Below are 21,309 nucleotides of genomic sequence, written 5' to 3'. Positions count from 1 at the left end.
GGCTTGTCAGCAGCGCCGCTTGAGGGTCCTTATGATCACCGCATGATCGAAGGTGAGTTGGTGCGGCTGCGTGCCGCGCGCGCCGAGGACCTGGACGCCCATGTGCGCTGGCGTAACGACCCGGAGGTGGTGCGCTGGGCGGCTTGATGCTCGGCTTCGCCAGGACCCCCGCAGCGAGGCGACGTTCACCGTGGAGGACCTGGCCGACGGGTGCCCGATCGGCATGGCCGACTACCGTGGGCTGGACCCGTTTGCGGGGCAGGCGACGGTCGGGATCGTCATCGGTGAGCAGGACCGGTGGGGCGGCGGATATGGCTCCGAGGCACTGCGGCTGCTCTTGGGACACCTGTTTGGGGCGTGTCGGCTGCGGCGGGTCGAACTGGAGACATGGAGCGGCAACGAACGCGCGATCCGCGCGTTCCGTCGGGCCGGTTTTGTCGAGGAGGGGCGCCGACGCGCCAGTGTCCGGGTGGGCGCCGAGTGGTATGACAGCGTGCTGTTCGGCTTGCTCCAGGAAGAGTGGGCCGCGCAGGAATAGAAGCCCCGGCCCTACTCCTCCGGGCTCACATGGAAGTCGTCGGGCCGGTCGCGACGGAGTTCCTCGTACCGCTGCACGAAGACGTCGACTGCCTCGTGCACCGTGCAGCCCGAAGCCTCTCGGATCGCGTTGATCGCGAAGATGGTCCGGTGTTCCAGGATGGCTCGGTCCACGCTCTCAGGCAGCTGTTTCATAGGGGTAACAGCGTAGATGAGGCAGGGGAGGCTGTTCAGTGGTCGAGCGGCTCGTAGTCGAACCAGTCGAAGTGGACGGTGCCGACTGAGGCGTACATCCCTATGACCCGGCCGGTGAAGCCGCCGGCCACCTCGGTGGACAGATAACGGCCGTCGAGTGTGGCGAGTTCGACGAACGTTCCGTCCGGTTCCTCGACGCCGAGGGAGAGGGTGTCGGGGCCGGTACGCGCGTCGTTCAGTTGCTGTACGGGAGCCACCTCGATTCTGAGCACCACGGGCCCGCGAGCCACCGCGTGAGACGCTACGACGGTGTGCAGTGGGCCGATACGGGCGAGTACCCGACGGGTCCGGCCGAGTCCCGGGAGCCACCCTCTGCACCAGCAGGCCCGGGCCCCCGTCACCAGCCGGTCAGCAGCAAGTGCTTCAGAAGCAGGGCGAGGCGGAGGCCGGGGGAGGCGCTGGGCGTACTCGGCCTTGGTAGGACACGCCGGGGCAGGGCGAAGCCGACATGTACGGAAGCGCCGTGGAGGTCGGGTGTCGGGGCGCGCAGGGGAGCCTCGAGGGGGGAACGTGCCGTGATACGTGCCGGAGTCCCAAGGAGTGCGGCGCCGGTCCGTCGCAGGGCCGTCGCCGTGACCGCGATGCTCGCGGGCACACTGGCGGCGCCACAGGCGTGTTCCTGTCCGCCCATGACCTGACCGTGGTCACGACGGTGGTCGCGATGGCGGCCGTCGTCTCCTTGGCCACCGCAGTGCTGCTCGGCCGCTGGGTTGCCGCCCGCAGCCGCGAACTCGCCCTCGCCGCACGTTCCTTCGGCGACGGCGGCGCCTTCACGGCGCCCGACGGTCCGGCCACCGCCGAACTCGCCGCGCTCAGCCGCGAACTGGAGGCCACCAGCACCAAGCTCGCCGAGTCCCGGGAGCGCGAACGCGCCCTGGGGTCCTCCCGCTGTGAACTCGTCGCCTGGATCTCGCACGATCTGCGCACCCCGCTCGCGGGCCTGCGCGCGATGTCCGAGGCGCTGGAGGACGGCGTCGCCACCGACCCCGGCCGCTACCTGCGCCAGATCCGCACCGAGGTCGAACGTCTCAACGACATGGTCGGCGACCTCTTCGAACTCTCCCGCATCCACGTCGGCACCCTGGCTCTGTCGCCCTTCCGGATGTCCGTCTACGACCTGGTCGGCGACGCCCTCTCCGGGGTGTACCCGCTGGCCCACGAACACGGGGTGCGACTCGTCGGGGACCGCGTCGAGCCCCTGCCGGTGCGGGTGGACGGCAAGGAGATGAGCCGCGTGCTCGGCAACCTCCTCGTCAACGCGATCCGGCGCACCCCCGCCGACGGCACCGTCATGGTGGCCGCCGAACGCTCGCCCGTCTCTTTGACGGTGTGCGGCTCGCCGCTGCCGGTGTTGTACGCGGTGAGCGCGCCCACGGCCGCGTCCGCCTCCAGCGCCGTCGCATTGGCCGTCGCCACGTCCCGCACGTGCACTAAGTCCCGCCGCTGCCGGCCGTCCTCGAACACGCGCGGGGCCTCACCCCGGGCGATCGCCGAACGGAACAAGGAGGCGACCCCGGCGTACGGAGTGTCCCGGGGCATGCCGGGCCCGTACACGTTGTGGTAGCGCAACGACACCGTCGTCCCGCCCGTCGACCGCGCCCACGCCGCGGCCAGATGCTCCTGGGCGAGCTTGGTGGTGGCGTACACGTTCCGCGGATCGGCCGGAGCGTCCTCGGCGAGCAGCCCCGGCGACCGCTCCTGCGCGCACCCCGGGCACCGCGGCTCGAAACGCCCGGCCGCCAGGTCGGCGACGGCCCGAGGCCCTGGCCGCACCACCCCGTGTCGCTCGCAGGTGTACCGCCCCTCCCCGTAGACGACCATCGATCCGGCCGGCACCAGCCGTCGGACGCCCTTCTCCGCCATGGCCGTGAGCAGTACGGCGGTGCCGAGGTCGTTACGGGAGACGTACTCCGCCGCATCGGCGAATCCGGTACCCAGCCCGACCATCGCCGCCTGATGGCACACCGCGTCCACACCGGACAGGGCGCGGGCCATGGCCTCCCGGTCCCGCACGTCCGCGTCCGGGTCGGCGTGCACGTCGAAGACCACGGGGTCGTGCCCACGCGTCTGCAACGCCTCGACGACATGGGACCCGATGAACCCGGCACCGCCGGTGACCAGTACACGCATGCGCCCACGTTGGGGCGGCGCACCGGCCGCATCACCGGGTCGCGCCCACCACGTCACGACTCCGTAAGGCGCCCGCTGTCACAGATGTCGCTGCTGCCCTGTCTTATCAGGTGTGCGTCTTGACGCACCGGGTCCGGCGGGGCGTCGCCGGTCCGTCGGGAAGTGAATCAACGAACGGAGACAGTCATGAAGATCGTGGTCGTCGGCGGTACGGGGCTGATCGGCTCGCAGGTGGTCGCCCTGGTGCGCGACAGGGGACACGAGGCCGTGGCGGCCGCTCCCTCCACGGGCGTCGACACCCTCACCGGCCAGGGCCTGGCACAGGCTCTCAAGGGCGCGGACGTGGTCGTGGACGTGTCGAACTCCCCGTCCTTCGAGACCGAGGCGGCGCTGGACTTCTTCACCCGCTCGGCGCAGCGCCTGATCGAGGCTGAGAAGGCCGCGGGTGTCCGCCACCACGTCACGCTCTCCATCGTCGGCGTCGACCAGGTGCCCGACTCCGGTTACTACCGGGCCAAGGTCGCCCAGGAGGAAGCGGCGCGCAGCGGCGGCGTCCCCTACAGCATCGTGCGCGCCGCCCAGTTCTTCGAGTTCATCGCTCCGGTGATGGGCATGTCCACCCAGGGTGGGGAAGTGCACCTGCCTTCCACGCGGCTGCGTCCGATCGCCTCCGCCGATGTCGCCGCGGCCGTCGCCGAGGCGGCTCAGGGCGAACCGTCGTACGGCGTGCGCGACATCGCGGGCCCCGAGGTCCACCCGCTCGACCGGCTCGGTGAGATCACCCTGGCGGCGAAGCCGGACGGCCGTACCGTCGTCACCGACGAGGCCGCCGGCCTGTTCGCAGGCATGCCTGACGGGGTTCTCATCGGCGACGACACCGTGCACATCGCATCCACCCGCTACGAGGACTGGCTCAAGCAGAACGCCGGCCGGTGAGCCTGCGCGCCGACTGCGCGTACGCCTTCAGCTTGTCGGGTGCCAGGACCCAGTAGAGCCCGTCTATACCGTCCGGTCCCACGGTGACGCTCACCAAGGCAACGGTGACGCCGTCCTTGACGAGCAGCAGGCTGGGCCGGCCGTTGGCCTCGACCACGCCGTAGTCGGCCCCGGGGAAGAACTTCCGGGCGAAGGCGCTGATCCTGGCCACGCGCTCGGCCCCCACCACCTCCAGCCGCGCCACACCGCGCATGCCGTTGCCGTCCGCGTAGGCGACGACGTCGGCCGACAGCACGCTCTCGAGCGCGGCGACGTCACCGTGCTGCGCGGCCGCGACGAAGGCTTCGAGCAGCCGCCGGTGCTGTGCCGTGTCGACGGGTTCACGGCGCTCGGCCGACAGCCGCTTGCGGGCCCGGCTGACGATCTGGCGCGTGTTGGCCTGGCTCAGCCGGAGCATGCCCGCGATCTCGTCGTACGGATAGTCGAACGCCTCCCGCAGCACGTAGGACGCACGCTCCACCGGATTCAGCTTCTGAAGCACCAGCAGCACGGCCACCTCCAGCGCCTCGCCGCGCTCCGCACCCACCTGCGGATCCACACTGGTGTCCACGGGCTCCGGCAGCCACGGCCCCACGTACGCCTCACGGCGCACCCGCGCCGACTCAGCCACGTTGATCGCCAGCCGCGTGGTGATCTTCGCAAGGAACGCCCCGGGATCCAGCACCGCGCCCCGGTCGGCGCCCTGCCATTTCACCCACACGTCCTGCACCACGTCCTCGGCCTCGGACACACTGCCCAGGACGCGGTAGGCGATACCGAACAGCCGTGGACGCAGCCGCTGGAACCCCTCTGCCTCCTCGTCCAGCGAGTCGTCGGTCAGCGGCCGTCGCTCGTCCATGTTGCCGATGCCTCCGCAGCTCAACCGTCGTGTCGTGCCCTCGGACGGGCGCACCTACGACGCGAGGACGGCCCGCTCGTTGGATCTTATGGCGGCCGTGGTGCGTCCGTGGGCGCGGTCGGCACTGACCTTGTTCGGGTCGCCTGCGCAGGGCACGTCGAAGGCCGGTTCAACGGCCCCTCAGGACGTCGAGCGCCGTGAGTGCCACGTGGAGTTCGGTGCGTTGTTCGCCGGATTCGAGGTCGCAGTCGAGGAGGCGCTCGATGGTGCGCAGGCGTTGGTAGACGGTTTCCCGGGAGAGGCCGCCGTGGCGGGCGGCGACCGTCTTGTTGCCGGCGGCGTCCAGGTAGTGGCGCAGGGTGGTCAGCAGGTCGGTGCCGTGGCTGGTGTCGTGGTCGACGAGTCGGCCGAGCTGCCGTTCGGCGTAGTCCTGGACCCGGGTGTCCTCGCGGAGTGCGAAGAGGAGGTGGCGCAGGCCGATGTCGGACCGCTCGTGGTAGGAGCGTCCCGCGGGGAGCGGTCGGCCCGGTTCGGTCGCTTCGGCGACCCGGATCGCCTCGCGGAAGGAGCGGGCGACGCCTGGGAGATCCGTGGTCATGCCGCCGACGCTCACCGTCGCCCCCGGCACCAGGTCCAGCGTGGTGCGGCTCAGGTGCTCGACCACGGGCCGCCACGGCTGGTCCGGGCGCAGGGACAGGAGGATGCCGAGGCGGGTCGGGGCGAGGAGGCCGATGAGGGCCTGCGTCCCCCTGCTCCTGAGGTCCTCGGAGAGGAGGGCTTCGGCCTTCGTCGTGTCGCCCTCGTGAGGTGCGACGGTCAGTACGGCGATGAAGCGGGAGTCTTTCGTCGGCAGGCCCAGCGCGGCCACTCGGGCGTCGGCGTCCGCGGGGGAGCGGTGGCGCTGTTCGACGAGGTCGCGCAGGACGTTGCGGTGGGCGGTGCGCTCCCACGGGGTGGGGTGGATGAGGCGGGCGATGGTGAGGGCCATCGCGGTTCTCTCCAGGACCGTGACGTCCTCGGGGCCGAAGGCCGGGGGAGGAGTGGTCGGGCCGGGCCGAGCGGGGAGCATGGCCACCCGGCCCCAGCGTTCGCCCTGGTACTCCACCGGTGCCACGAGCCAAACCTCGGGGCCGGAGACGGCCGTGCGGTGGGCGGGCGGAGTCGCTCGGGAGCGCTGTTCCCAGTCGGTGAGCGCCGTCTCGACCGTGTCGCCGGAGGGTTCGCAGACCACCGCCTGGTGGACCAGGTTCTCCAGGACGATCGTGCGGCCGCTCATCTCCGCGGCGGCGCGTACGACGTCCTCGGGTCCGGCGCCGCGCAGCGTCAGGGCGGTGAACGCCTCGTGGATGCGCTGGGTCCGGCGCATCACCTCCGCCTGGTTCCCCAGGATGAGGGCGTGGACGACCTGGGTGACCTCAAGGAAGTTGACGTCCTCGGCCAGGGTGACGAGGGGGAGGCCACGGGCCTGGCAGGCGTGGACGAGAGCGTCGGGCGGCCGGTGGTAGCGGCGGACCAGTTCGATGACCAGGGCCGCCGCGCCGACATCGGCGAGCTCGTCGACGTAGCGGCGGATGCCCGCCGCGTCGTCCGGCAGTGGCATGCCGGTCGTCAGGACCAGCTCGCCGCCCTTGAGGAAGGAGGCCGGGTCGGTCAGCTCGGTGATGTGGACCCAGCGGACCGGCTGGTCGAGCCCGGTCACCCCGGTGACGACCTGTGGCTGTCCGGCGGCCAGGACGGGCAGGGCCAGGACGTCGGCGACGGTGAGGGCACGGCCGGGCGCGGCGCCGTCACCGTCGTCCCCCTCCGGCGCCGGCGCCGTCTGATGGTTCTCGGTCACGGTGTCTCCCTAGCTGCCCGGTCACTGTGACAAGCCCGGCTGACCTGCGCAAGAGGCCCTTCCACCCTGGCGGCCGGGGCAGTGGGCACCGTATGTCCGGCCCGTGGTTGACACAACGTCCGAACACGGCGTCCGCGCTGGACACATCACGTGTTGTCGCTCCCCTCGGTGGCCGAGATGCTCGGGATGCCGGAGCAGACCACGCAAGCCATGCAGACCACGCCCGCATGCAGACCACGCCCGCATGCAGACCACGCACGCCATGCAGACCGCGCAGGTCACGCAGACCACGACATACGGCCGGGAGACGAACATGACCGCACTGTCGCCGCACCTTCGCCAGGCCACCCCCGTAGTGGCGACCCGGGGCGAAGGCGTCCACCTCTACGGCGAGGACGGCCGCCGCTACCTCGACTTCACCGCCGGTATCGGTGTCACCAGCACCGGCCACTGCCACCCCAAGGTCGTGGCCGCCGCGCAGGAACAGGTCGGCACCCTCGTCCACGGCCAGTACACGACGGTCATGCACCAGCCGCTGCGGCGCCTGGTCGACAAGCTCGGCGAGGTGCTGCCCACCGGCCTGGACAGCCTGTTCTTCACCAACTCCGGCAGTGAGGCCGTGGAGGCGGCACTGCGGCTGGCCCGCCAGGCCACCGGCCGGCCGAACGTCCTCGTCTGCCACGGCGGTTTCCACGGCCGTACCGTCGCCGCCGCCTCCATGACCACCTCCGGCACCCGCTTCCGCTCCGGCTTCTCCCCGCTGATGAGCGGCGTCGTCGTCACCCCCTTCCCGTCGGCCTACCGCTACGGGTGGGACGAGGAGGCCGCGACCCGCTTCGCCCTCCAGGAGCTGGACTACACGCTCCAGACGATCTCCTCTCCCGCCGACACGGCCGCGGTCATCGTCGAGCCGGTGCTCGGCGAGGGCGGGTACGTGCCCGCCACCCGCGCCTTCCTGGAAGGGCTGCGCGAGCGGGCGGACCGGCACGGATTCCTGCTGATCCTCGACGAGGTACAGACCGGCGTGGGCCGTACCGGCCGGTTCTGGGGACACGACCACTTCGGCGTCACCCCCGACATCCTGGTCACCGCTAAGGGGCTGGCCAGCGGCTTCCCGCTGTCCGGCATCGCGGCCTCCGAGGAGCTGATGAGCAAGGCGTGGGCGGGCTCGCAGGGCGGGACATACGGCGCCAACGCCGTCGCCTGCGCCGCGGCCTGCGCCACGCTCGACGTCGTACGCGACGAGAAGCTCGTCGAGAACGCCGAGGCCATGGGCGCCCGCCTGCGCCAGGGCCTCGAGGCGGTGGCCGACCGTACGCCGGGCATCGGGGACGTACGCGGCCTGGGGCTGATGCTGGCCTCCGAGTTCGTCACCGAGGACGGAAGCCCCGACCCCGACACCGCTGCCCGCGTGCAGCGCGCCGCCGTCGACGAGGGGCTGCTCCTGCTGCTGTGCGGGGCCTGGAACCAGGTCGTGCGCATGATCCCGGCGCTCGTCATCGACGAGACGGCGGTGGACGAGGGCCTCCAGACGTGGGCAACCGCGGTGGAAGTCGGCACATCAGGGGCGTCGAACCGATGACAGGCGCGACCGCGCCCCTGGAGCCCCTGGTCGCGCGGCTCGCCGACACCGCTCCCGGTCTGCGCGTGGAGACCGGCCCGGGAGCCACCGGCTTCTACGCCTACGACGCCTCCAACTACCGTGTGCCGCCGCTCGCCGTGGTCTTCCCCCGTACCGCCGACGACGTGGTCGAGGTGCTGCGGGCCTGCCGGGAGGCGGGCGTTGCGATCACCGCGCGTGGCGGCGGCACCAGCATGGCCGGCAACGCGATCGGGCCGGGTGTCGTCCTGGACTTCTCCCGGTACATGAACCGGATCCTGGACATCGACCTGCAGTCCCGTACCGCGCGCGTCGAGGCGGGCGTGATCCTTGACGCGCTGCGCGGCGCGACCGCTCCGCACGGCCTGACCTTCGGCCCCGACCCGTCCTCGCACAGCCGCTGCACCCTGGGCGGGATGATCGGCAACGACGCCTGCGGCAACCGCTCGGTGCGGCACGGACGCACGAGCGCCCACATCGAGGCCCTCGAGATCGTGACGGCCGACGGCGTGCGGGCCGTCGCCGACCACGTCGGGCTGCGCGCCGCCGACCCGAACGACACGGACGCCGTGCGGCGCGTCGCACGGCTCGAAGCGGACGTACGGCGTCTGATCGACGGCGATCTCGCTCTGATCCGCACCGAGCTGGGCCGCATCCCGCGCCAGGTCTCCGGCTATCAGTTGCACCACCTGCTGCCCGAGCACGGCTTCGACATGGCCCGCGCCCTGGTCGGCACCGAGGGCTCCTGTGCGGTCGTCACCGCCGCGACGGTCCGCCTGGTGGCGACCGCACAGGCTTCGGCACTGCTCACCCTCGGCTACGACGACGTCGTCGACGCCGCCGAGGACGTCCCCGAGATCCTGCGCCGGCATCCCACCGCCGTGGAGGGCATGGACGAGGCGATCGTCGCCACCATGCGCGCCCGCCGCGGACCGGACTCCGTCACCGGACTGCCCGAGGGGCGCGCCTGGCTGTACGTCGAGCTCGACGGCGACGACCAGGTCACGGTGAACACCCGCGCCGCCGAACTGCTGGACGTGCTCAGGGCCCGGGGCCGGATGACCGGCGGGCGGGTCGTGGAGAGCCCGGCCGAACGGCGCTCGCTGTGGCGCGTCCGGGAGGACGGGGCCGGGCTCGCCGCCCGTCTCGTCGACGGCGGGGAGTCCTGGCCCGGCTGGGAGGACGCGGCCGTCGCGCCCGAGAACCTTGCCGCCTACCTGCGGGACTTCCGCAAGCTGCTGGCCACGCACGGCCTGACCGGTGTGCTCTACGGGCACTTCGGCGCCGGCTGCGTGCACGTGCGCATCGACTTCGACCTCGCCACGGACCCCGGCCGGGCCGCCGCCCGCCGGTTCCTCGCGGAGGCGGCCGCCCTGGTCGTCGAGCACGGCGGAACGCTGTCCGGCGAGCACGGCGACGGGCGGGCCCGCGGTGAGCTGCTGGAGGCCATGTACAGCCACCGGCTGATCCGGGCGTTCGCCGCCTTCAAGCGGATCTTCGACCCTCAGGGGCTCCTGAACCCCGGCGTCATCGTCGACCCGGCCCCCCTGGACGCCGATCTGGCGCTACACACGCCCTCCGACGTGCTGCCCGTCGAGACCCTCTTCTCCTTCCCTCACGACGAGGACGGCTTCGCGGGTGCCGTGCGCCGCTGCGTCGGCGTCGGCCGCTGCCGCAGCGACGCGGGTGGCGTGATGTGTCCCAGCTACCGGGCCACGGGGGAGGAGAACGACTCCACCCGCGGCCGGGCCCGTCTGCTCCAGGAGATGGTGCGGGGCGGGACCGTCCAGGAGGGCTGGCGCTCGACCGAGGTCAAGGACGCGCTGGACCTGTGCCTGTCCTGCAAGGCCTGCTCCAGCGACTGCCCGGTCGGCGTCGACATGGCCACCTACAAGGCCGAGTTCCTCCACCAGCACTACAAGGGCAGGCTCCGGCCACGCTCCCACTACTCGCTGGGCTGGCTGCCCCTGACCTCCGCCCTCGCCGGATACGCGGCCCGCCCCCTCAACACGCTGCTGCGCGGACGGCTCGGCACGGTGCTCGCCCGGCTCGGAGGCGTGACCACGAAGCGCAGGATCCCGGCCTTCGCCTCCCGGCGCGCCCTGCGAAAGGTCCTGCGCGGGGCGAAGACAAGCCGGCCGTCGAAGGCACTGCTCTTCGTCGACAGCTTCACCCGCGCCTTCCGCCCCGAAGTCGCGGGCGCCGCGAGCCGCGTGCTCGCCGACGCCGGAATCCCCTGCACGGCACAGGACGACCTGTGCTGCGGCCTGACCTGGGTCAGCACCGGCCAGTTGTCCGTCGCGCGCAGGATCATGGCCCGTACGGTCGCCCGCCTGGACAACGGCGACGACCGGCCCATCGTCGTCGCCGAGCCCAGCTGCGCCGCCGCACTCAAGCGCGATGTGCCCGAACTGCTCGGCACCCGCGCCGCCGACCGTGTCGCGGCCCGCGTCCACACCCTCACCGGCGCCCTCACCGACCTTGCCGCGCCCGGCTGGACGCCGCCTGATCTGCCGACGAGCGTCGTGCTGCAGACCCACTGCCACGAGTACGCCACCTTCGCCGGCCGCCGCCCGCGCGACCTCCTGCGCCGACTCGGCGTGCGCGAGGTCGACGAGGCCGAGGGCTGCTGCGGACTCGCCGGGAACTTCGGCTTCGAGGAGCAGCACTACGACACCTCGATGGCCGTCGCGGAGCTGGCGCTGAAACCCCGCCTCGACGAACTTCCTCACGGGGGGCGGACCGTCGTCGTCGCCGACGGCTTCAGCTGCGCCACCCAGATCGACCACCTCGCGGGTGACCGAGGCATCCGCGCCCTGCACCTCGCGGAACTGCTCGACCCCGCCGCCGATCAACGAGGAGAGACCTCATGACCGACACACCCACGCAGTTGTTCATCGGCGGGGCTTGGGTGGACGCCGCGGACGGCGCCACCATGCCCGTGGACGACCCCGCGACCGGCGAGCTCCTGTGCCATGTCGCCGACGCCGGCCCCAAGGACGCCAGGCTCGCCGAGGACGCGGCCGTACAGGCGCAGGAGGAGTGGGCCCGTACGGCACCGCGGGCGCGCAGTGAGATCCTGCGGCGCGCCTACGAGCTCATCCTGGAGCGCACCGACGAACTCGCCCACCTGATGACGTCCGAGATGGGCAAGCCGCTGGCCGAGGCCAGGGGAGAGGTGGCGTACGCGGCGGAGTTCTTCCGCTGGTTCTCCGAGGAGGCCGTACGCATCGACGGCGGCTGCGGTGTCCTGCCCGACGGCCGCAACCGCATGCTGCTCTCGCGCCGCCCGGTCGGTCCCTGTCTGCTGATCACCCCGTGGAACTTCCCCCTCGCCATGGGCACCCGCAAGATCGGCCCGGCGATCGCGGCGGGCTGCACGATGATCCTCAAGCCGGCTCCGCAGACCCCCCTCTCCAGCCTGGCCCTCGCCGCGATCCTGAAGGAGGCCGGGCTGCCGGACGGCGTGCTCAACGTCGTCACCACCTCCCGTGCGGGGGAGGTGTGCGAACCGCTCCTGCGCGGCGGGCGTGTTCGCAAGCTGTCCTTCACCGGCTCCACGCAGGTGGGGCGGCTGCTGCTGGCCCAGAGCGCGGACGCGGTCGTCCGCACCTCGATGGAGCTGGGCGGGAACGCGCCGTTCGTCGTCTTCGAGGACGCCGACCTGGACAAGGCCGTGGACGGCGCGATGGTCGCCAAGATGCGCAACATGGGGGAGGCGTGCACGGCCGCGAACCGCTTCTTCGTCCACCGCTCGGTGGCGGAGGAGTTCGGGCGGCGGCTCGCGGACCGCATGGGGGCGCTCGTCGTGGGCCCCGGCACCCGGGACGGCGTCGACGTCGGCCCGCTGATCGACGCCGCGGGGCGGGCCAAGGTCGAGGAACTGGTGGCCGACGCGGTGGAGCGCGGCGCCCGCGTGCTGGTCGGCGGCCGTGCGCCGGAAGGGCCCGGCTGCTTCTACCCGCCGACCGTGCTCACCGACGTGGACTCCGGCAGCCGCCTGATGGACACGGAGATCTTCGGCCCCGTGGCGGCGATCCTCACCTTCGACGACGAGGACGAGGTCGTCCGCCGCGCCAACGACACGCCGTGGGGACTCGTCGGCTACGTCTTCACCGAGGGCCTGGACCGTGCCCTGCGCGTCAGTGAACGCCTGGAGGTGGGCATGGTCGGCCTCAACACGGGACTGGTGTCCAACCCGGCGGCCCCCTTCGGAGGGATCAAGCAGTCAGGCCTGGGCAGGGAAGGCGGCCGGGTCGGCATAGAGGAGTTCCTGGAGTACCAGTACGTGGCAATCCCGGTCAGGTGACCCACCCAAGGGGGCGGGGCTGTGTCAATTTGCGGCTCCGCCGCGTGGGCGCGATCAGCCACGAACTCCCCGCACCGGCATAACCTCCCGCACCCGCGGAGCGTTCACGCACCCAGACGGCGCACCGCGATCTCCTTCGCCGTCTCCCCGACAAGACGCCCCAGCTCAGGAAGCCGTCCCGCGTCGAACCGCGACTCCGGCATGGACACGGCGATCGTCGCCAGCGGTGTGCCATCCTCGTCCAGGATCGCCGCTGCCACGGCGCACACGTCCGGCCGGTACTGATTGCGGTTGACCGAGTAACCGTCGCCGCGTATGCGGTCCAGCTCGGCGTGCAACGCTCCCGCATCGGTCGGCGTCGCCTCGCCGAACGCCTCCAGCCCTCGCGCGACAAGCTCATCGACGTCCGCCTTCGGCAGACGCGCCAGGACGGCGCGCCCGGTGGCGGTGGCGTGCAGCGGAGACGTGTCGCCGATGGCGTGGAACGTCCGTACCGCATGCGTGCAGTCCACCCGGTCGACGACCACCATGCCCTGCAACGCGTCCGGCACCGACAGGTGAATGGTCTCGTTGACCGCGTCCCGGAGCCGGATCATGGGCTCGCGCGCGGCCGCGAACAGACTCGAGCCCTGCAGCGCAGCCGGCCGGACGGCGAGCACCCGCGCGCCGATCTCCCAGCGGGTGGTGTCCTTGCGGTTGGCACGCAGCCACCCGGCTTCGTTGAGAGTGATCAGCGTGCGCTGCACGGTCGACTTGGGCAGACCGAAGAGCTTGGTCAGTTCCCCCACCGTCACCGGCTGGTGCTGCGCCACCGCCTCCAGGATCCGCAATGACCTGGTCACGCTCTTCATTTCCATCTGATTTCCCCCGTTAACTCTCGGATTTCCTTGAGTACACCCCTTGACTCCCTCCGAATGTCACTGCCATTCTCGTGCCAGATTCTAGCACAGCGTTCCACAATGTGGCACGGCACTCGACGAAGTGACCCGAAGCCCCCTCTCTCCGCAAACCGCGAGCAGGCAGCCTCTAGCCCTACTCGCATCCGGAATCACAGAATCCGCATACCGGGCGCCCAGCATCCTCGCCCCGGATGACGAAAGGAACCCTCGTGTCAGCCAGCAAGCGCGTCGCCGTCGTAGGCGTCGGAACGATGGGCAGCCAGGCCGCCTGGCGTCTGGCGGCCCGGGGAGCCGAGGTGGTCGGCTACGACCGCTTCGCCCCCGGCCACGACCGCAGCGCTGCCGGCGGCGAGACCCGGATCTTCCGCAGCGCCCACTTCGAGGACTCCCGCTACGTCCCGCTGCTCAAGCACGCCGACGTCCTGTGGGAGCAGCTCCAGCAGGAGACCGGCCGTGAGCTGCGCCGCCTGACCGGCTGCCTGCTGATGGGGCCGACCGAGCACCAGCAGATGGCCACGGTCCTGCAGTCCATCGCCGAGCACGGCCTGGACCACGAGGTCCTCGACACCGAGTCGCTGGCCAAGCGCTTCCCGCAGTTCCGGATCGAGGAGGGCGACGCGGCCGTGCTCGACCGCCGGGCGGGCTTCATCCGGCCGGAGCTGACGATCCAGACCGCCGCCCGCCGCGCGGAGCAGCTCGGCGCCCGCATCCACCGCTACACCACCGTCCGCGAGATCGTGCCCGTCGCGGGCGGCGTGGAGGTCCGCACTGACGCGGGCAGCGAGCACTTCGACACCGCCGTCGTCACCGTCGGCCCCTGGGTGAACGACCTGCTTCCCGAACTGCCCTGGGAGGTGGACATCCGCCGCCTCATCAGCGCCTGGTACGTGCCCACGGCCGACGCCTGGTTCGGGGAGGAGCGCCCGGCGTTCATCCGTACCGCGCCCACCCACTGCTACGGCCTCCCTTCGCCGGACGGCGTCTCCGTCAAGCTCGGCCTCTCCCGCGCCCTGCACCGCCCGGCCGGCGACCCGAACCGGCTGGACCGGAACGTGCAGCCGGAGGAGCTGGAGATCTTCACCGACCTCATCGGCCGGTACATGCCGGACCTGAGCCCCGACCCGGTCCGCCTCTCCGTCTACATGGAGGGCTACACCGACAGCAGCCGCCCCCTCGTCGGCCCGCTGCCCGGCGCCGAGAACGTCGTCCTGCTCGCCGGGTTCTCCGGCCACGGCTTCAAGCTCTCGCCCGCCTTCGGCGACATCGCGGCCGACCTGGCGCTCGACGGAACCTCGCCCCGGCCCATCGACTTCATCTCGACCCTCGACCGGACGGAAGCGTGACGACGATGACCACGACCGACCCTCTCCTCGTCGGCACGCTGAGCGCCGAGCCCGGCAGCAAGACCCGCGGCACCCTGCCCGTCGACCTCGGCACGCTCACCGTCGACATCCCGCTCACCCTCGTCAACGGCACCCGCCCCGGCCCCCGCGTCCTCATCACGGCCGGCGTGCACGGCGGCGAGTTCACCGGCATCGACGCGGCCACCCGACTCGCCGCCCTGCTGGAGCCCGGCGAGGTGCACGGCCAGGTCGTCGTGTGCCCCGTCGCCAACCCGCCGGCCGTGTACCAGGGTCGCCTCGGCGTCTCCCCGCTCGACGGCGTGAACATCAACCGCGTCTTCCCGGGCGACCCCGAGGGCGGCCCCACCGAACGTCTCGCGGCATGGCTGTTCGCCCACCTGGTGGACGGCGCCGACGCCTACGTCGACCTGCACTCCGGTGGCATCGACGAGGTCCTGAAGGACTTCGTCGGCTACCGCCTCACCGGCGACCCCGAACTGGACGCGAAGACCGCGGACATGGCGGAAGCCCTCGGCATCGAGGACGTCATCTTCGGAATGAACGCCGACGGCGGCAACAGCCACGCGGCCGCCGCCCGCCGGGGCGTCCCGGCGATCCTCGTGGAGACCGGCCAGCTCGGCGAACGCGACGCGGGCACCGCCCGTCGTCTCGTCGACGGTCTGTACGGGGTACTGGGCCGGCTCGGCGTCCTGGACACCAAGCCCCAGGACGACACGGCCGTCCGCGCATGGGTCTGGGCCGCCGGCGTCACCTGCGAGGCGACCGGCCTGTGGTTCCCGGAGTTCACCGCGGGCGACGACGTGACGGAGGGCCAGATCCTCGGCCGCGTCATCGACCCGGCCGACGGCCAGGAGCACAAGGTCCTCGCCCCGGCCACCGGGCGGATCTTCTACGGCATGCACGGCCTGACCGTGGCCCCCGGCGCCGAACTGGCCGCCATCGCGGCCGCACCGCGGGACCCCGGCCGCTGACCCCCCCGACCCCTCAAGCCCTCCCCGCACGACAAGAAGAGAAACCCGAACGGAACGCGCCCCCCACACGTCCCCTCCCCTCGTACCGCACCCCCAGGAGGCCCCCGGTGACGAATCGATATGCGGCCCAGCCGCGTGACGCCCGGATCGACCGCAGAGTGTTCCTGCGCGGAGTCGGCGGCATCGCCGCAGGCGTCGCGGCCACCTCGCTCACCGCGTGCGGCACCGGCACCAGCCGGTCCGTCGACAGCGGCAGCGGCAGCAAGAGCTCCAAGACGCTCGTCGTCCGCAACAGCGGCGGCACCTACGGCGACGCCAACCAGCAGGCGATCTACGAGCCGTTCAGCAAGGAGACCGGCATCCAGGTCAAGGTGGTGAACATCGAGTACGCCCAGATGCTCGCCCAGATCAAGCAGGGCCGCCCCCAGTTCGACGTCATCGACGACTCCATGGCCGACTTCGTGCTCTTCCAGCAGCAGGGCGCCACTCAGGAGCTGGACTACGACCGGCTGAAGAACTTCAAGAACGCAGGCATCGCCAAGAACCTGGTCACCTCCAACGCGGTCGGCAAGAACTACTGGGCCAGCGTGATGGCGTACCGTACGGACGCGTTTGGGGGGAAGAAACCTTCCTCCTGGGCCGACTTCTGGGACACCAGGGCCTTCTCCGGCAACCGCGCTCTGCAGGCCCTGGACGCCGACCTGCCCGAGCTGGAGTTCGCCCTCCTCGCCGACGGCGTACCGCTGGACAAGCTCTACCCCCTCGACGTGGACCGCGCCTTCAAGGCCCTCAGCGAGATCAAGCCCCACGTCAGGAAGTTCTGGGACACCGGCGCCCTGCCCGGCGTGCTCCTCGGCCGCAAGGAGGTCGACGCCTCCAGCGTCTGGCACGGCCGCCTCGACGCCCTGATCAAGGGCGGCGCGCCGCTTGCCTACCAGTGGAACGGCGCCCGCCGGCAGAGCAACGCCCTCGGCATCCCCAAGGGCGCCGCCCACCTCGACGCCGCCTACCAGCTCATCGACTTCGCGCTGCGCCCCGAGGTACAGGCCGCCTACGCCGAGATCTACCCCATGGCCCCGTCGGTGCCGGCCGCCTACAAGAAGCTCAAGCCCGCCACCGCCGCGAACCTGGCCAGCTCGCCCGAGCACCTGGAGTCCGGCTTCGACCTGGACGTCGATTGGTGGATCAAGAACCAGGACGCCGTGTCCAAGCGCTGGCAGGAGTGGACGCATGCCTGAACTCGGAACGAAGGTCGACCTGCCGGTGATGCCGCCGCCGACGGACACCTGTACCGGCAAGGCGCTGTCCGTCAGGGCACTGCGCAAGACGTACGCCGGCGTCACCGCCGTGGACGAGGTCTCCATGGAGATAGCGGGAGGGGAGTTCGTCACCTTCCTCGGCTCCTCCGGATCCGGCAAGACGACCACCCTCATGATGATCGCCGGGTTCTGCGACCCCGACTCCGGCAGCATCGTCGTCGGCGGCCGTGACGTGACCCGGCTGGCCCCGCAGAAACGAGGCCTGGGCTTCGTCTTCCAGCAGTACCTGCTCTTCCCGCACATGACGGTCTGGGAGAACGTCGCTTTCCCGCTCCAGCTGCGGGGCGCCTCGAAGGCGGAGCAGCGCCGCCGGGTCGGCGAGACTCTGGAGATGGCCGGGCTGTCCGCCCTGGCCCGCCGCCGTCCGCGCGAGCTCTCCGGCGGCCAGCAGCAGCGCGTCGCGCTGTGCAGGGCCCTGGTCTACCGGCCGCCGGTGATCCTCATGGACGAGCCGCTGGGCGCCCTCGACAAGAAGCTGCGCGACCAGCTGCAGACCGAGATCAAGCGCATCCAGCAGGAACTCGGCCTCACCGTCATCTACGTCACGCACGATCAGGAGGAGGCCCTCGTCCTCTCCGACCGCATCGCGGTCATGCGGGACGGCCGGATCGACCAGTTCGACACCCCGCAGGAGCTCTTCGAGCGCCCCCGCACCCCGTTCGTCGCCGACTTCCTCGGGGCCGCCAACTTCCTCCCCGGCCGCCTGGAGGAGCAGACGGCGGAGCGCACCCTCGTACGACTCGACACGGGTGGTCTGCTCACCGCTCGCCCCCAGGCCGTCGCGGACGGCGCGCGGGTACGTGCGGCGGTCCAGCCCGGACGGCTCGTCCTGTGCCCGCCCGACGACGGGTTCTGTACCGGGACCGTGGAGACGGTCACCTACGTCGGCACGCTCGTACGCGTCACCGTCCGCCCCGTCTCAGGCGCGGACACCGAAGTCGTACGGCTGGAACTGCCGGCCGGACGCGCCCCCGCCCTCGGCGAACGTGTCGGCCTCGCCGCGGACCCCGCGAACGTCAGCGTCTTCCCTGACGTGGTCCCCGACCCGGAACACGGGGGGTGAGAACCGTGACCGTGCTCGCTCCCGTATCGGGCTCCGCCGCTCCGGTGCCCCGCAAGAAACGACGGGTCCGCGTGTGGTCCGAGCGTCGCACCCGCTTCGGTCTGCTGAACGCCACCCCCGTCGTCGTGTACCTGCTGATTCTCTTCGTCTATCCGATCTTCAGCACTCTGATGCTGAGCCTCAAGGGCGAGAACGGCGGCTTCACGCTGCACTGGTACGCCGACGCGTTCCGGGGCGCCAACCTGGAGATCCTCCTCACGACCCTGCGGATCTCCCTCGAGACCTCCCTGCTCAGCCTGGTCGTCGGCTTCACGCTGGCATCCGCGATCTCCCGGCTCAGGCCGCTGTGGGCGGGCCTGGCGATGCTGGTGGTGGTCGTCCCGCACTTCATCAGCGCGCTGGTGCGCACCTACGGCTGGATCATCCTGCTCGGTGACAACGGCGTGGTGAACAACGTCCTGACGGACCTTCACTTCCCGGGCGCACCCTTTCAGTTGCTCTACAACGAGATCGGCGTCGTCATCGGCACGACCGCGGTGATGCTGCCGTACACCGTCCTGCTGCTCTACGCCGTGATGAAGGGCATCGACCGCCGGCTGCTCGCCGCGGCGGCCGGCATGGGCGCCGGACGGATCACCATCTTCCGCCGCGTCTACGTCCCTCTGGTGGCCCCCGGCCTGGTCAACGCCGGCGTGCTGTCCTTCATCCTCTGCCTGGGCTACTACCTCACCCCCGCCCTGATGGGCGGAGAGAAGCAGACCATGGTCGCCTCACTCATCGACGAGCAGGTCATGAAGCAGAACCAGTGGAACGGCGCCTCGGCGCTCGGCATCATCCTGCTGCTGCTCACCTTCGCCGGACTGCTGTTGCTCAGGCTGCTGAAATCGGCCGGCGACACCCTGCGGAAGCGGGGTGCGACGTCATGATCGAGCTCCGCTCCACCCTGGCCGGCCGCATCACCCTGACGGTGCTCGCGACCCTGATCCTGGTGTTCCTGGCCCTGCCGATCGTCGTCATCGTCGTCACCTCCTTCGGCAAGGACGCCTTCGGCAACTTCCCGCCGGAGGCCTGGACGCTCGGCTGGTACAAGCAACTGTTCGCCGACGGCAGCAAGTGGCCGGCCGCGCTCTCCCTGAGCGCGCTGGTCGCCGCCCTCACCACCGTGTTCTCGCTCATCCTGGGCATGACGGCGGCCACCGCCCTCGTCCGCAGCGAACTGCCGCTGCGCTCGGCGGTCTACGGCCTGGTCCTCGCCCCCCTGGTGATCCCCCAGGTCGTCATCGCCCTGGGCCTGTTCCTCCTCTTCGAACCGGCGGCGATGCTCGGCAGCCCCATCGCCATCGCGCTCGGCCACACCGTGCTGGCCTCACCGATCGCCGTCATGATCCTCATGGCCACCCTGAAGGGCATCGACGAACGCCTGGAGGACGCGGCCGCCAGCATGGGCGCGGGCCGGCTGACCGTCTGGCGGCGGATCACCCTCCCGCTGGCCATGCCCGGCATGGTCGCCGCCGGCATCTTCTCCTTCATCACCAGCTTCGACGAGTTCTTCATCTCGCAGTTCCTGTCCTCCGTGGACACCGTGACCCTGCCCGTGCAGGTGTTCAACGTCCTCCAGTACAACGTCGACCCGTCGGTGACCGCCGTCAGCGCGATCCTCATCGCCGTCGCCGTCGTGGCCCTCGCCCTGGTCGCAGTGGTGCGCAGGCTCAGCGGCTCCGGAAAGCAGGACGGCCTGCTGCCCACCGAGCCCACCGTGGGCCTGCCCGCCGGAAGTGAGACCCCATCATGACCACCAGCACCCGCACCCCGGCCGGTGAACTGTCCGCCACCGCGGCCAGGCACCTGCTGCTGAACATGACCCCCAACGGCTCGCTGGGCCCCGAGGGCGAGAACCTCTTCGTCGTCCAGCGCGGCGAAGGTCCGTACGTCGACGACGCGGACGGCCGGCGCTACATCGACGGCCTCTCCGGTCTGTACTGCTGCCAACTCGGCTACTCCTACGCCCCCGAGTTCGCCGAGGCCGCCGACCGGCAGCTGCGCGACCTGTGCTTCAGCCCGCTGTGGTCCTCCTCCGCGCACCCGACGGCCATCGAACTCGCCGAGCGGCTGTCCCGGATCGCCCCGGTGGATGTCGAGCACACCTTCTTCTCCGGCGGCGGCGCCGAGGCCGTCGAGACCGCCTGGAAGATCGCCCGCCGCTACCACGCCCTGCGCGGCGAGACGGGACGGGTCAAGGCGATCGCCCGGCGCGGCGCCTACCACGGCCTGACCATCGGCGCCCTGTCCCTCACTGACGACCCCGGCTTGAAGGAGCCGTACGGCCCCCCGGCGATCGACACCCGGTTCGTGTCCAACACCAACCGCTTCGGCCTGGCTCCCGAACACGCCGACGACGAGATGTTCACCGCCCGCCTGCTCGCCGAGCTGGAGGCCGCCGTCCTGGCCGAGGGCCCGGACACCGTCGCGATGCTGATCGCCGAGCCGGTGCAGAACCGGGGCGGATGCATCACGCCTCCGGCGGGCTACTGGGAGGGGCTGCGGGCCCTGGCCGACCGGTACGGCTTCCTGCTCGTCGCCGACGAGGTGATCACCGCCTTCGGCCGGCTGGGCGAGTGGTTCGGCGGGGGCCGCTACGGCGCCCGCCCCGACATCGTCACCGTCGCCAAGGGCATCACCGCCGGATACGCCCCCATGGGCGCAACTCTGGTCAGCAACGGCGTCGTCGAGGTCATCAATCAGCCCGGCGCGGTCCTCAACCACGGCTACACCTTCGCCGGGCACCCCCTGAGCGCGGCCATCGCCCTGCGCAGCCTGGAGATCATGGAACGCGACCGGATCCTGGACAACGTCCGCGACCTCCAGGACCACCTCGCGACGCGCATGGCGGCTCTCACGGACCTGAGAATCGTCGGCGACGTCCGCGGCGCCGGGTTCTTCTACGCCTGCGAACTCGTCGGAGACCTCGACCGCGGCGGCTTCAGCGACCGCGCCCGGGCCGACCTGGTCGCCGACCTGATCCCGCGCCGGCTGCGCGAGGCCGGCCTGCTCGCCCGCGTCTACAACCGCGCGGCACCGCTGGTGCAGATCGCGCCCCCGCTGATCAGCGACCGCCAACTCCTCGACCGTATCGCCGACATCCTCGCCGACACCCTCGACGAGGCGTCCGCCCGCCTGTGACACCACACCTC

Annotated in this window: 16 protein-coding genes and 3 pseudogenes; 13 read left to right on the top strand and 6 right to left on the bottom strand. The window is 71.2% G+C overall.

The genetic code is table 11. The features are described from left to right. The first annotated feature begins 100 nt into the window (after positions 1–100). Positions 101–538, top strand: coding sequence for a GNAT family N-acetyltransferase (locus tag ACFYWX_RS25845; protein ID WP_389426466.1), 438 nt, complete (start codon positions 101–103; stop codon positions 536–538). Between the two features lie 11 nt (positions 539–549). Here ACFYWX_RS25845 and ACFYWX_RS25840 read toward each other — a convergent pair whose 3' ends face one another. Together ACFYWX_RS25840 and ACFYWX_RS25835 are read right to left on the bottom strand one after the other, a co-directional pair. Next, entirely contained in the window at positions 550–732 is a 183-nt protein-coding gene (locus ACFYWX_RS25840; protein WP_389426465.1) for a hypothetical protein, read from the bottom strand. 35 nt (positions 733–767) lie between these two features. Then, positions 768–1,073, bottom strand: a pseudogene (locus ACFYWX_RS25835) (glycoside hydrolase family 43 protein); the annotation flags it as partial. 234 nt (positions 1,074–1,307) lie between these two features. Here ACFYWX_RS25835 and ACFYWX_RS25830 point away from each other — a divergent pair. After that, positions 1,308–2,107: pseudogene (locus tag ACFYWX_RS25830) on the top strand (sensor histidine kinase); the annotation flags it as partial. Here ACFYWX_RS25830 and ACFYWX_RS25825 read toward each other — a convergent pair. Next, positions 2,100–2,922, bottom strand: a pseudogene (locus tag ACFYWX_RS25825) (NAD-dependent epimerase/dehydratase family protein); the annotation flags it as partial. The pseudogenes ACFYWX_RS25830 and ACFYWX_RS25825 sit on opposite strands and share 8 nt — an antisense overlap. 186 nt (positions 2,923–3,108) lie before the next feature. On the opposite strand from ACFYWX_RS25825, the gene ACFYWX_RS25820 reads away from it, so the two are divergent. After that, positions 3,109–3,858: an SDR family oxidoreductase gene (locus tag ACFYWX_RS25820; RefSeq protein WP_389426464.1), complete on the top strand. Its 750-nt coding sequence runs from the start codon at positions 3,109–3,111 to the stop codon at positions 3,856–3,858. Here the strand turns inward: ACFYWX_RS25820 and ACFYWX_RS25815 are convergent. Together ACFYWX_RS25815 and ACFYWX_RS25810 are read right to left on the bottom strand one after the other, a co-directional pair. Then, the gene (locus ACFYWX_RS25815; protein WP_389426463.1) at positions 3,836–4,756 is read right to left on the bottom strand and encodes a sigma-70 family RNA polymerase sigma factor; all 921 of its coding nucleotides are present in this window, start codon (positions 4,754–4,756) and stop codon (positions 3,836–3,838) included. The genes ACFYWX_RS25820 and ACFYWX_RS25815 overlap by 23 nt on opposite strands. Before the next feature lie 169 nt (positions 4,757–4,925). Next, the gene (locus ACFYWX_RS25810) at positions 4,926–6,593 is read right to left on the bottom strand and encodes a PucR family transcriptional regulator (protein WP_389426462.1); all 1,668 of its coding nucleotides are present in this window, start codon (positions 6,591–6,593) and stop codon (positions 4,926–4,928) included. A 313-nt stretch (positions 6,594–6,906) separates the two neighbouring features. On the opposite strand from ACFYWX_RS25810, the gene ACFYWX_RS25805 reads away from it, so the two are divergent. Genes ACFYWX_RS25805 through ACFYWX_RS25795 form a run of 3 tightly spaced genes read left to right on the top strand, consistent with a single transcriptional unit; the run spans position 6,907 to position 12,502 of the window. Beyond that, a complete protein-coding gene (locus tag ACFYWX_RS25805; protein ID WP_389426548.1) occupies positions 6,907–8,175 on the top strand; it encodes an aspartate aminotransferase family protein in 1,269 nt (422 codons plus the stop codon). Beyond that, positions 8,172–11,066 carry an FAD-binding and (Fe-S)-binding domain-containing protein gene (locus ACFYWX_RS25800; protein ID WP_389426461.1) on the top strand — a complete coding sequence of 965 codons (2,895 nt, stop codon included), beginning with the start codon at positions 8,172–8,174 and terminating at the stop codon, positions 11,064–11,066. Before ACFYWX_RS25805 ends, ACFYWX_RS25800 begins: the two co-directional genes overlap by 4 nt. Continuing rightward, positions 11,063–12,502: an NAD-dependent succinate-semialdehyde dehydrogenase gene (locus tag ACFYWX_RS25795; RefSeq protein WP_389426460.1), complete on the top strand. Its 1,440-nt coding sequence runs from the start codon at positions 11,063–11,065 to the stop codon at positions 12,500–12,502. The genes ACFYWX_RS25800 and ACFYWX_RS25795 overlap by 4 nt, the downstream gene beginning before the upstream one ends. Positions 12,503–12,606: 104 nt before the next feature. Here ACFYWX_RS25795 and ACFYWX_RS25790 read toward each other — a convergent pair whose 3' ends face one another. Beyond that, complete coding sequence (locus tag ACFYWX_RS25790; protein WP_389426547.1) at positions 12,607–13,353, bottom strand: IclR family transcriptional regulator; 747 nt, start codon at positions 13,351–13,353, stop codon at positions 12,607–12,609. Positions 13,354–13,610: 257 nt separating this feature from the next. Here ACFYWX_RS25790 and solA point away from each other — a divergent pair, with 257 nt between their 5' ends. The 7 genes from solA (at position 13,611) to ACFYWX_RS25755 (ending at position 21,298) form a co-directional block, all read left to right on the top strand. Continuing rightward, a complete protein-coding gene (gene solA / locus ACFYWX_RS25785; protein WP_389426459.1) occupies positions 13,611–14,744 on the top strand; it encodes an N-methyl-L-tryptophan oxidase in 1,134 nt (377 codons plus the stop codon). A gap of 5 nt (positions 14,745–14,749) precedes the next feature. Beyond that, a complete protein-coding gene (locus ACFYWX_RS25780) occupies positions 14,750–15,736 on the top strand; it encodes a succinylglutamate desuccinylase/aspartoacylase family protein (protein ID WP_389426458.1) in 987 nt (328 codons plus the stop codon). 107 nt (positions 15,737–15,843) lie between these two features. Next, positions 15,844–16,974, top strand: coding sequence for an extracellular solute-binding protein (locus ACFYWX_RS25775; protein WP_389426457.1), 1,131 nt, complete (start codon positions 15,844–15,846; stop codon positions 16,972–16,974). Then, entirely contained in the window at positions 16,967–18,118 is a 1,152-nt protein-coding gene (locus ACFYWX_RS25770; protein ID WP_389426456.1) for an ABC transporter ATP-binding protein, read from the top strand. The genes ACFYWX_RS25775 and ACFYWX_RS25770 overlap by 8 nt, the downstream gene beginning before the upstream one ends. 5 nt (positions 18,119–18,123) lie before the next feature. Then, positions 18,124–19,044 carry an ABC transporter permease gene (locus ACFYWX_RS25765; RefSeq protein ID WP_389426455.1) on the top strand — a complete coding sequence of 307 codons (921 nt, stop codon included), beginning with the start codon at positions 18,124–18,126 and terminating at the stop codon, positions 19,042–19,044. Continuing rightward, a complete protein-coding gene (locus tag ACFYWX_RS25760; RefSeq protein ID WP_389426454.1) occupies positions 19,041–19,910 on the top strand; it encodes an ABC transporter permease in 870 nt (289 codons plus the stop codon). The genes ACFYWX_RS25765 and ACFYWX_RS25760 overlap by 4 nt, the downstream gene beginning before the upstream one ends. Next, entirely contained in the window at positions 19,907–21,298 is a 1,392-nt protein-coding gene (locus tag ACFYWX_RS25755; RefSeq protein WP_389426453.1) for an aminotransferase class III-fold pyridoxal phosphate-dependent enzyme, read from the top strand. The genes ACFYWX_RS25760 and ACFYWX_RS25755 overlap by 4 nt, the downstream gene beginning before the upstream one ends. Positions 21,299–21,309: the final 11 nt, after the last annotated feature.

Origin of the sequence: Streptomyces sp. NPDC002888 (assembly GCF_042888465.1) — a bacterium.
Taxonomy (GTDB): Bacteria; Actinomycetota; Actinomycetes; order Streptomycetales; family Streptomycetaceae; genus Streptomyces.
Note: the sequence above shows the minus strand (reverse complement) of the source record. Positions and strands in the feature narration are given on the sequence as shown.

Excerpts from the sequence above, each read along its gene's own strand:
- ACFYWX_RS25805 (WP_389426548.1), top strand. The coding sequence starts at position 6,907 with ATGACCGCACTGTCGCCGCACCTTCGCCAGGCCACCCCCGTAGTGGCG.
- ACFYWX_RS25790 (WP_389426547.1), bottom strand. The coding sequence starts at position 13,353 with ATGAAGAGCGTGACCAGGTCATTGCGGATCCTGGAGGCGGTGGCGCAG.
- ACFYWX_RS25845 (WP_389426466.1), top strand. The coding sequence starts at position 101 with ATGTGCGCTGGCGTAACGACCCGGAGGTGGTGCGCTGGGCGGCTTGAT.
- ACFYWX_RS25840 (WP_389426465.1), bottom strand. The coding sequence starts at position 732 with ATGAAACAGCTGCCTGAGAGCGTGGACCGAGCCATCCTGGAACACCGG.
- ACFYWX_RS25795 (WP_389426460.1), top strand. The coding sequence starts at position 11,063 with ATGACCGACACACCCACGCAGTTGTTCATCGGCGGGGCTTGGGTGGAC.
- ACFYWX_RS25800 (WP_389426461.1), top strand. The coding sequence starts at position 8,172 with ATGACAGGCGCGACCGCGCCCCTGGAGCCCCTGGTCGCGCGGCTCGCC.
- ACFYWX_RS25780 (WP_389426458.1), top strand. The coding sequence starts at position 14,750 with ATGACCACGACCGACCCTCTCCTCGTCGGCACGCTGAGCGCCGAGCCC.
- ACFYWX_RS25760 (WP_389426454.1), top strand. The coding sequence starts at position 19,041 with ATGATCGAGCTCCGCTCCACCCTGGCCGGCCGCATCACCCTGACGGTG.
- ACFYWX_RS25815 (WP_389426463.1), bottom strand. The coding sequence starts at position 4,756 with ATGGACGAGCGACGGCCGCTGACCGACGACTCGCTGGACGAGGAGGCA.
- ACFYWX_RS25820 (WP_389426464.1), top strand. The coding sequence starts at position 3,109 with ATGAAGATCGTGGTCGTCGGCGGTACGGGGCTGATCGGCTCGCAGGTG.
- ACFYWX_RS25770 (WP_389426456.1), top strand. The coding sequence starts at position 16,967 with ATGCCTGAACTCGGAACGAAGGTCGACCTGCCGGTGATGCCGCCGCCG.
- ACFYWX_RS25755 (WP_389426453.1), top strand. The coding sequence starts at position 19,907 with ATGACCACCAGCACCCGCACCCCGGCCGGTGAACTGTCCGCCACCGCG.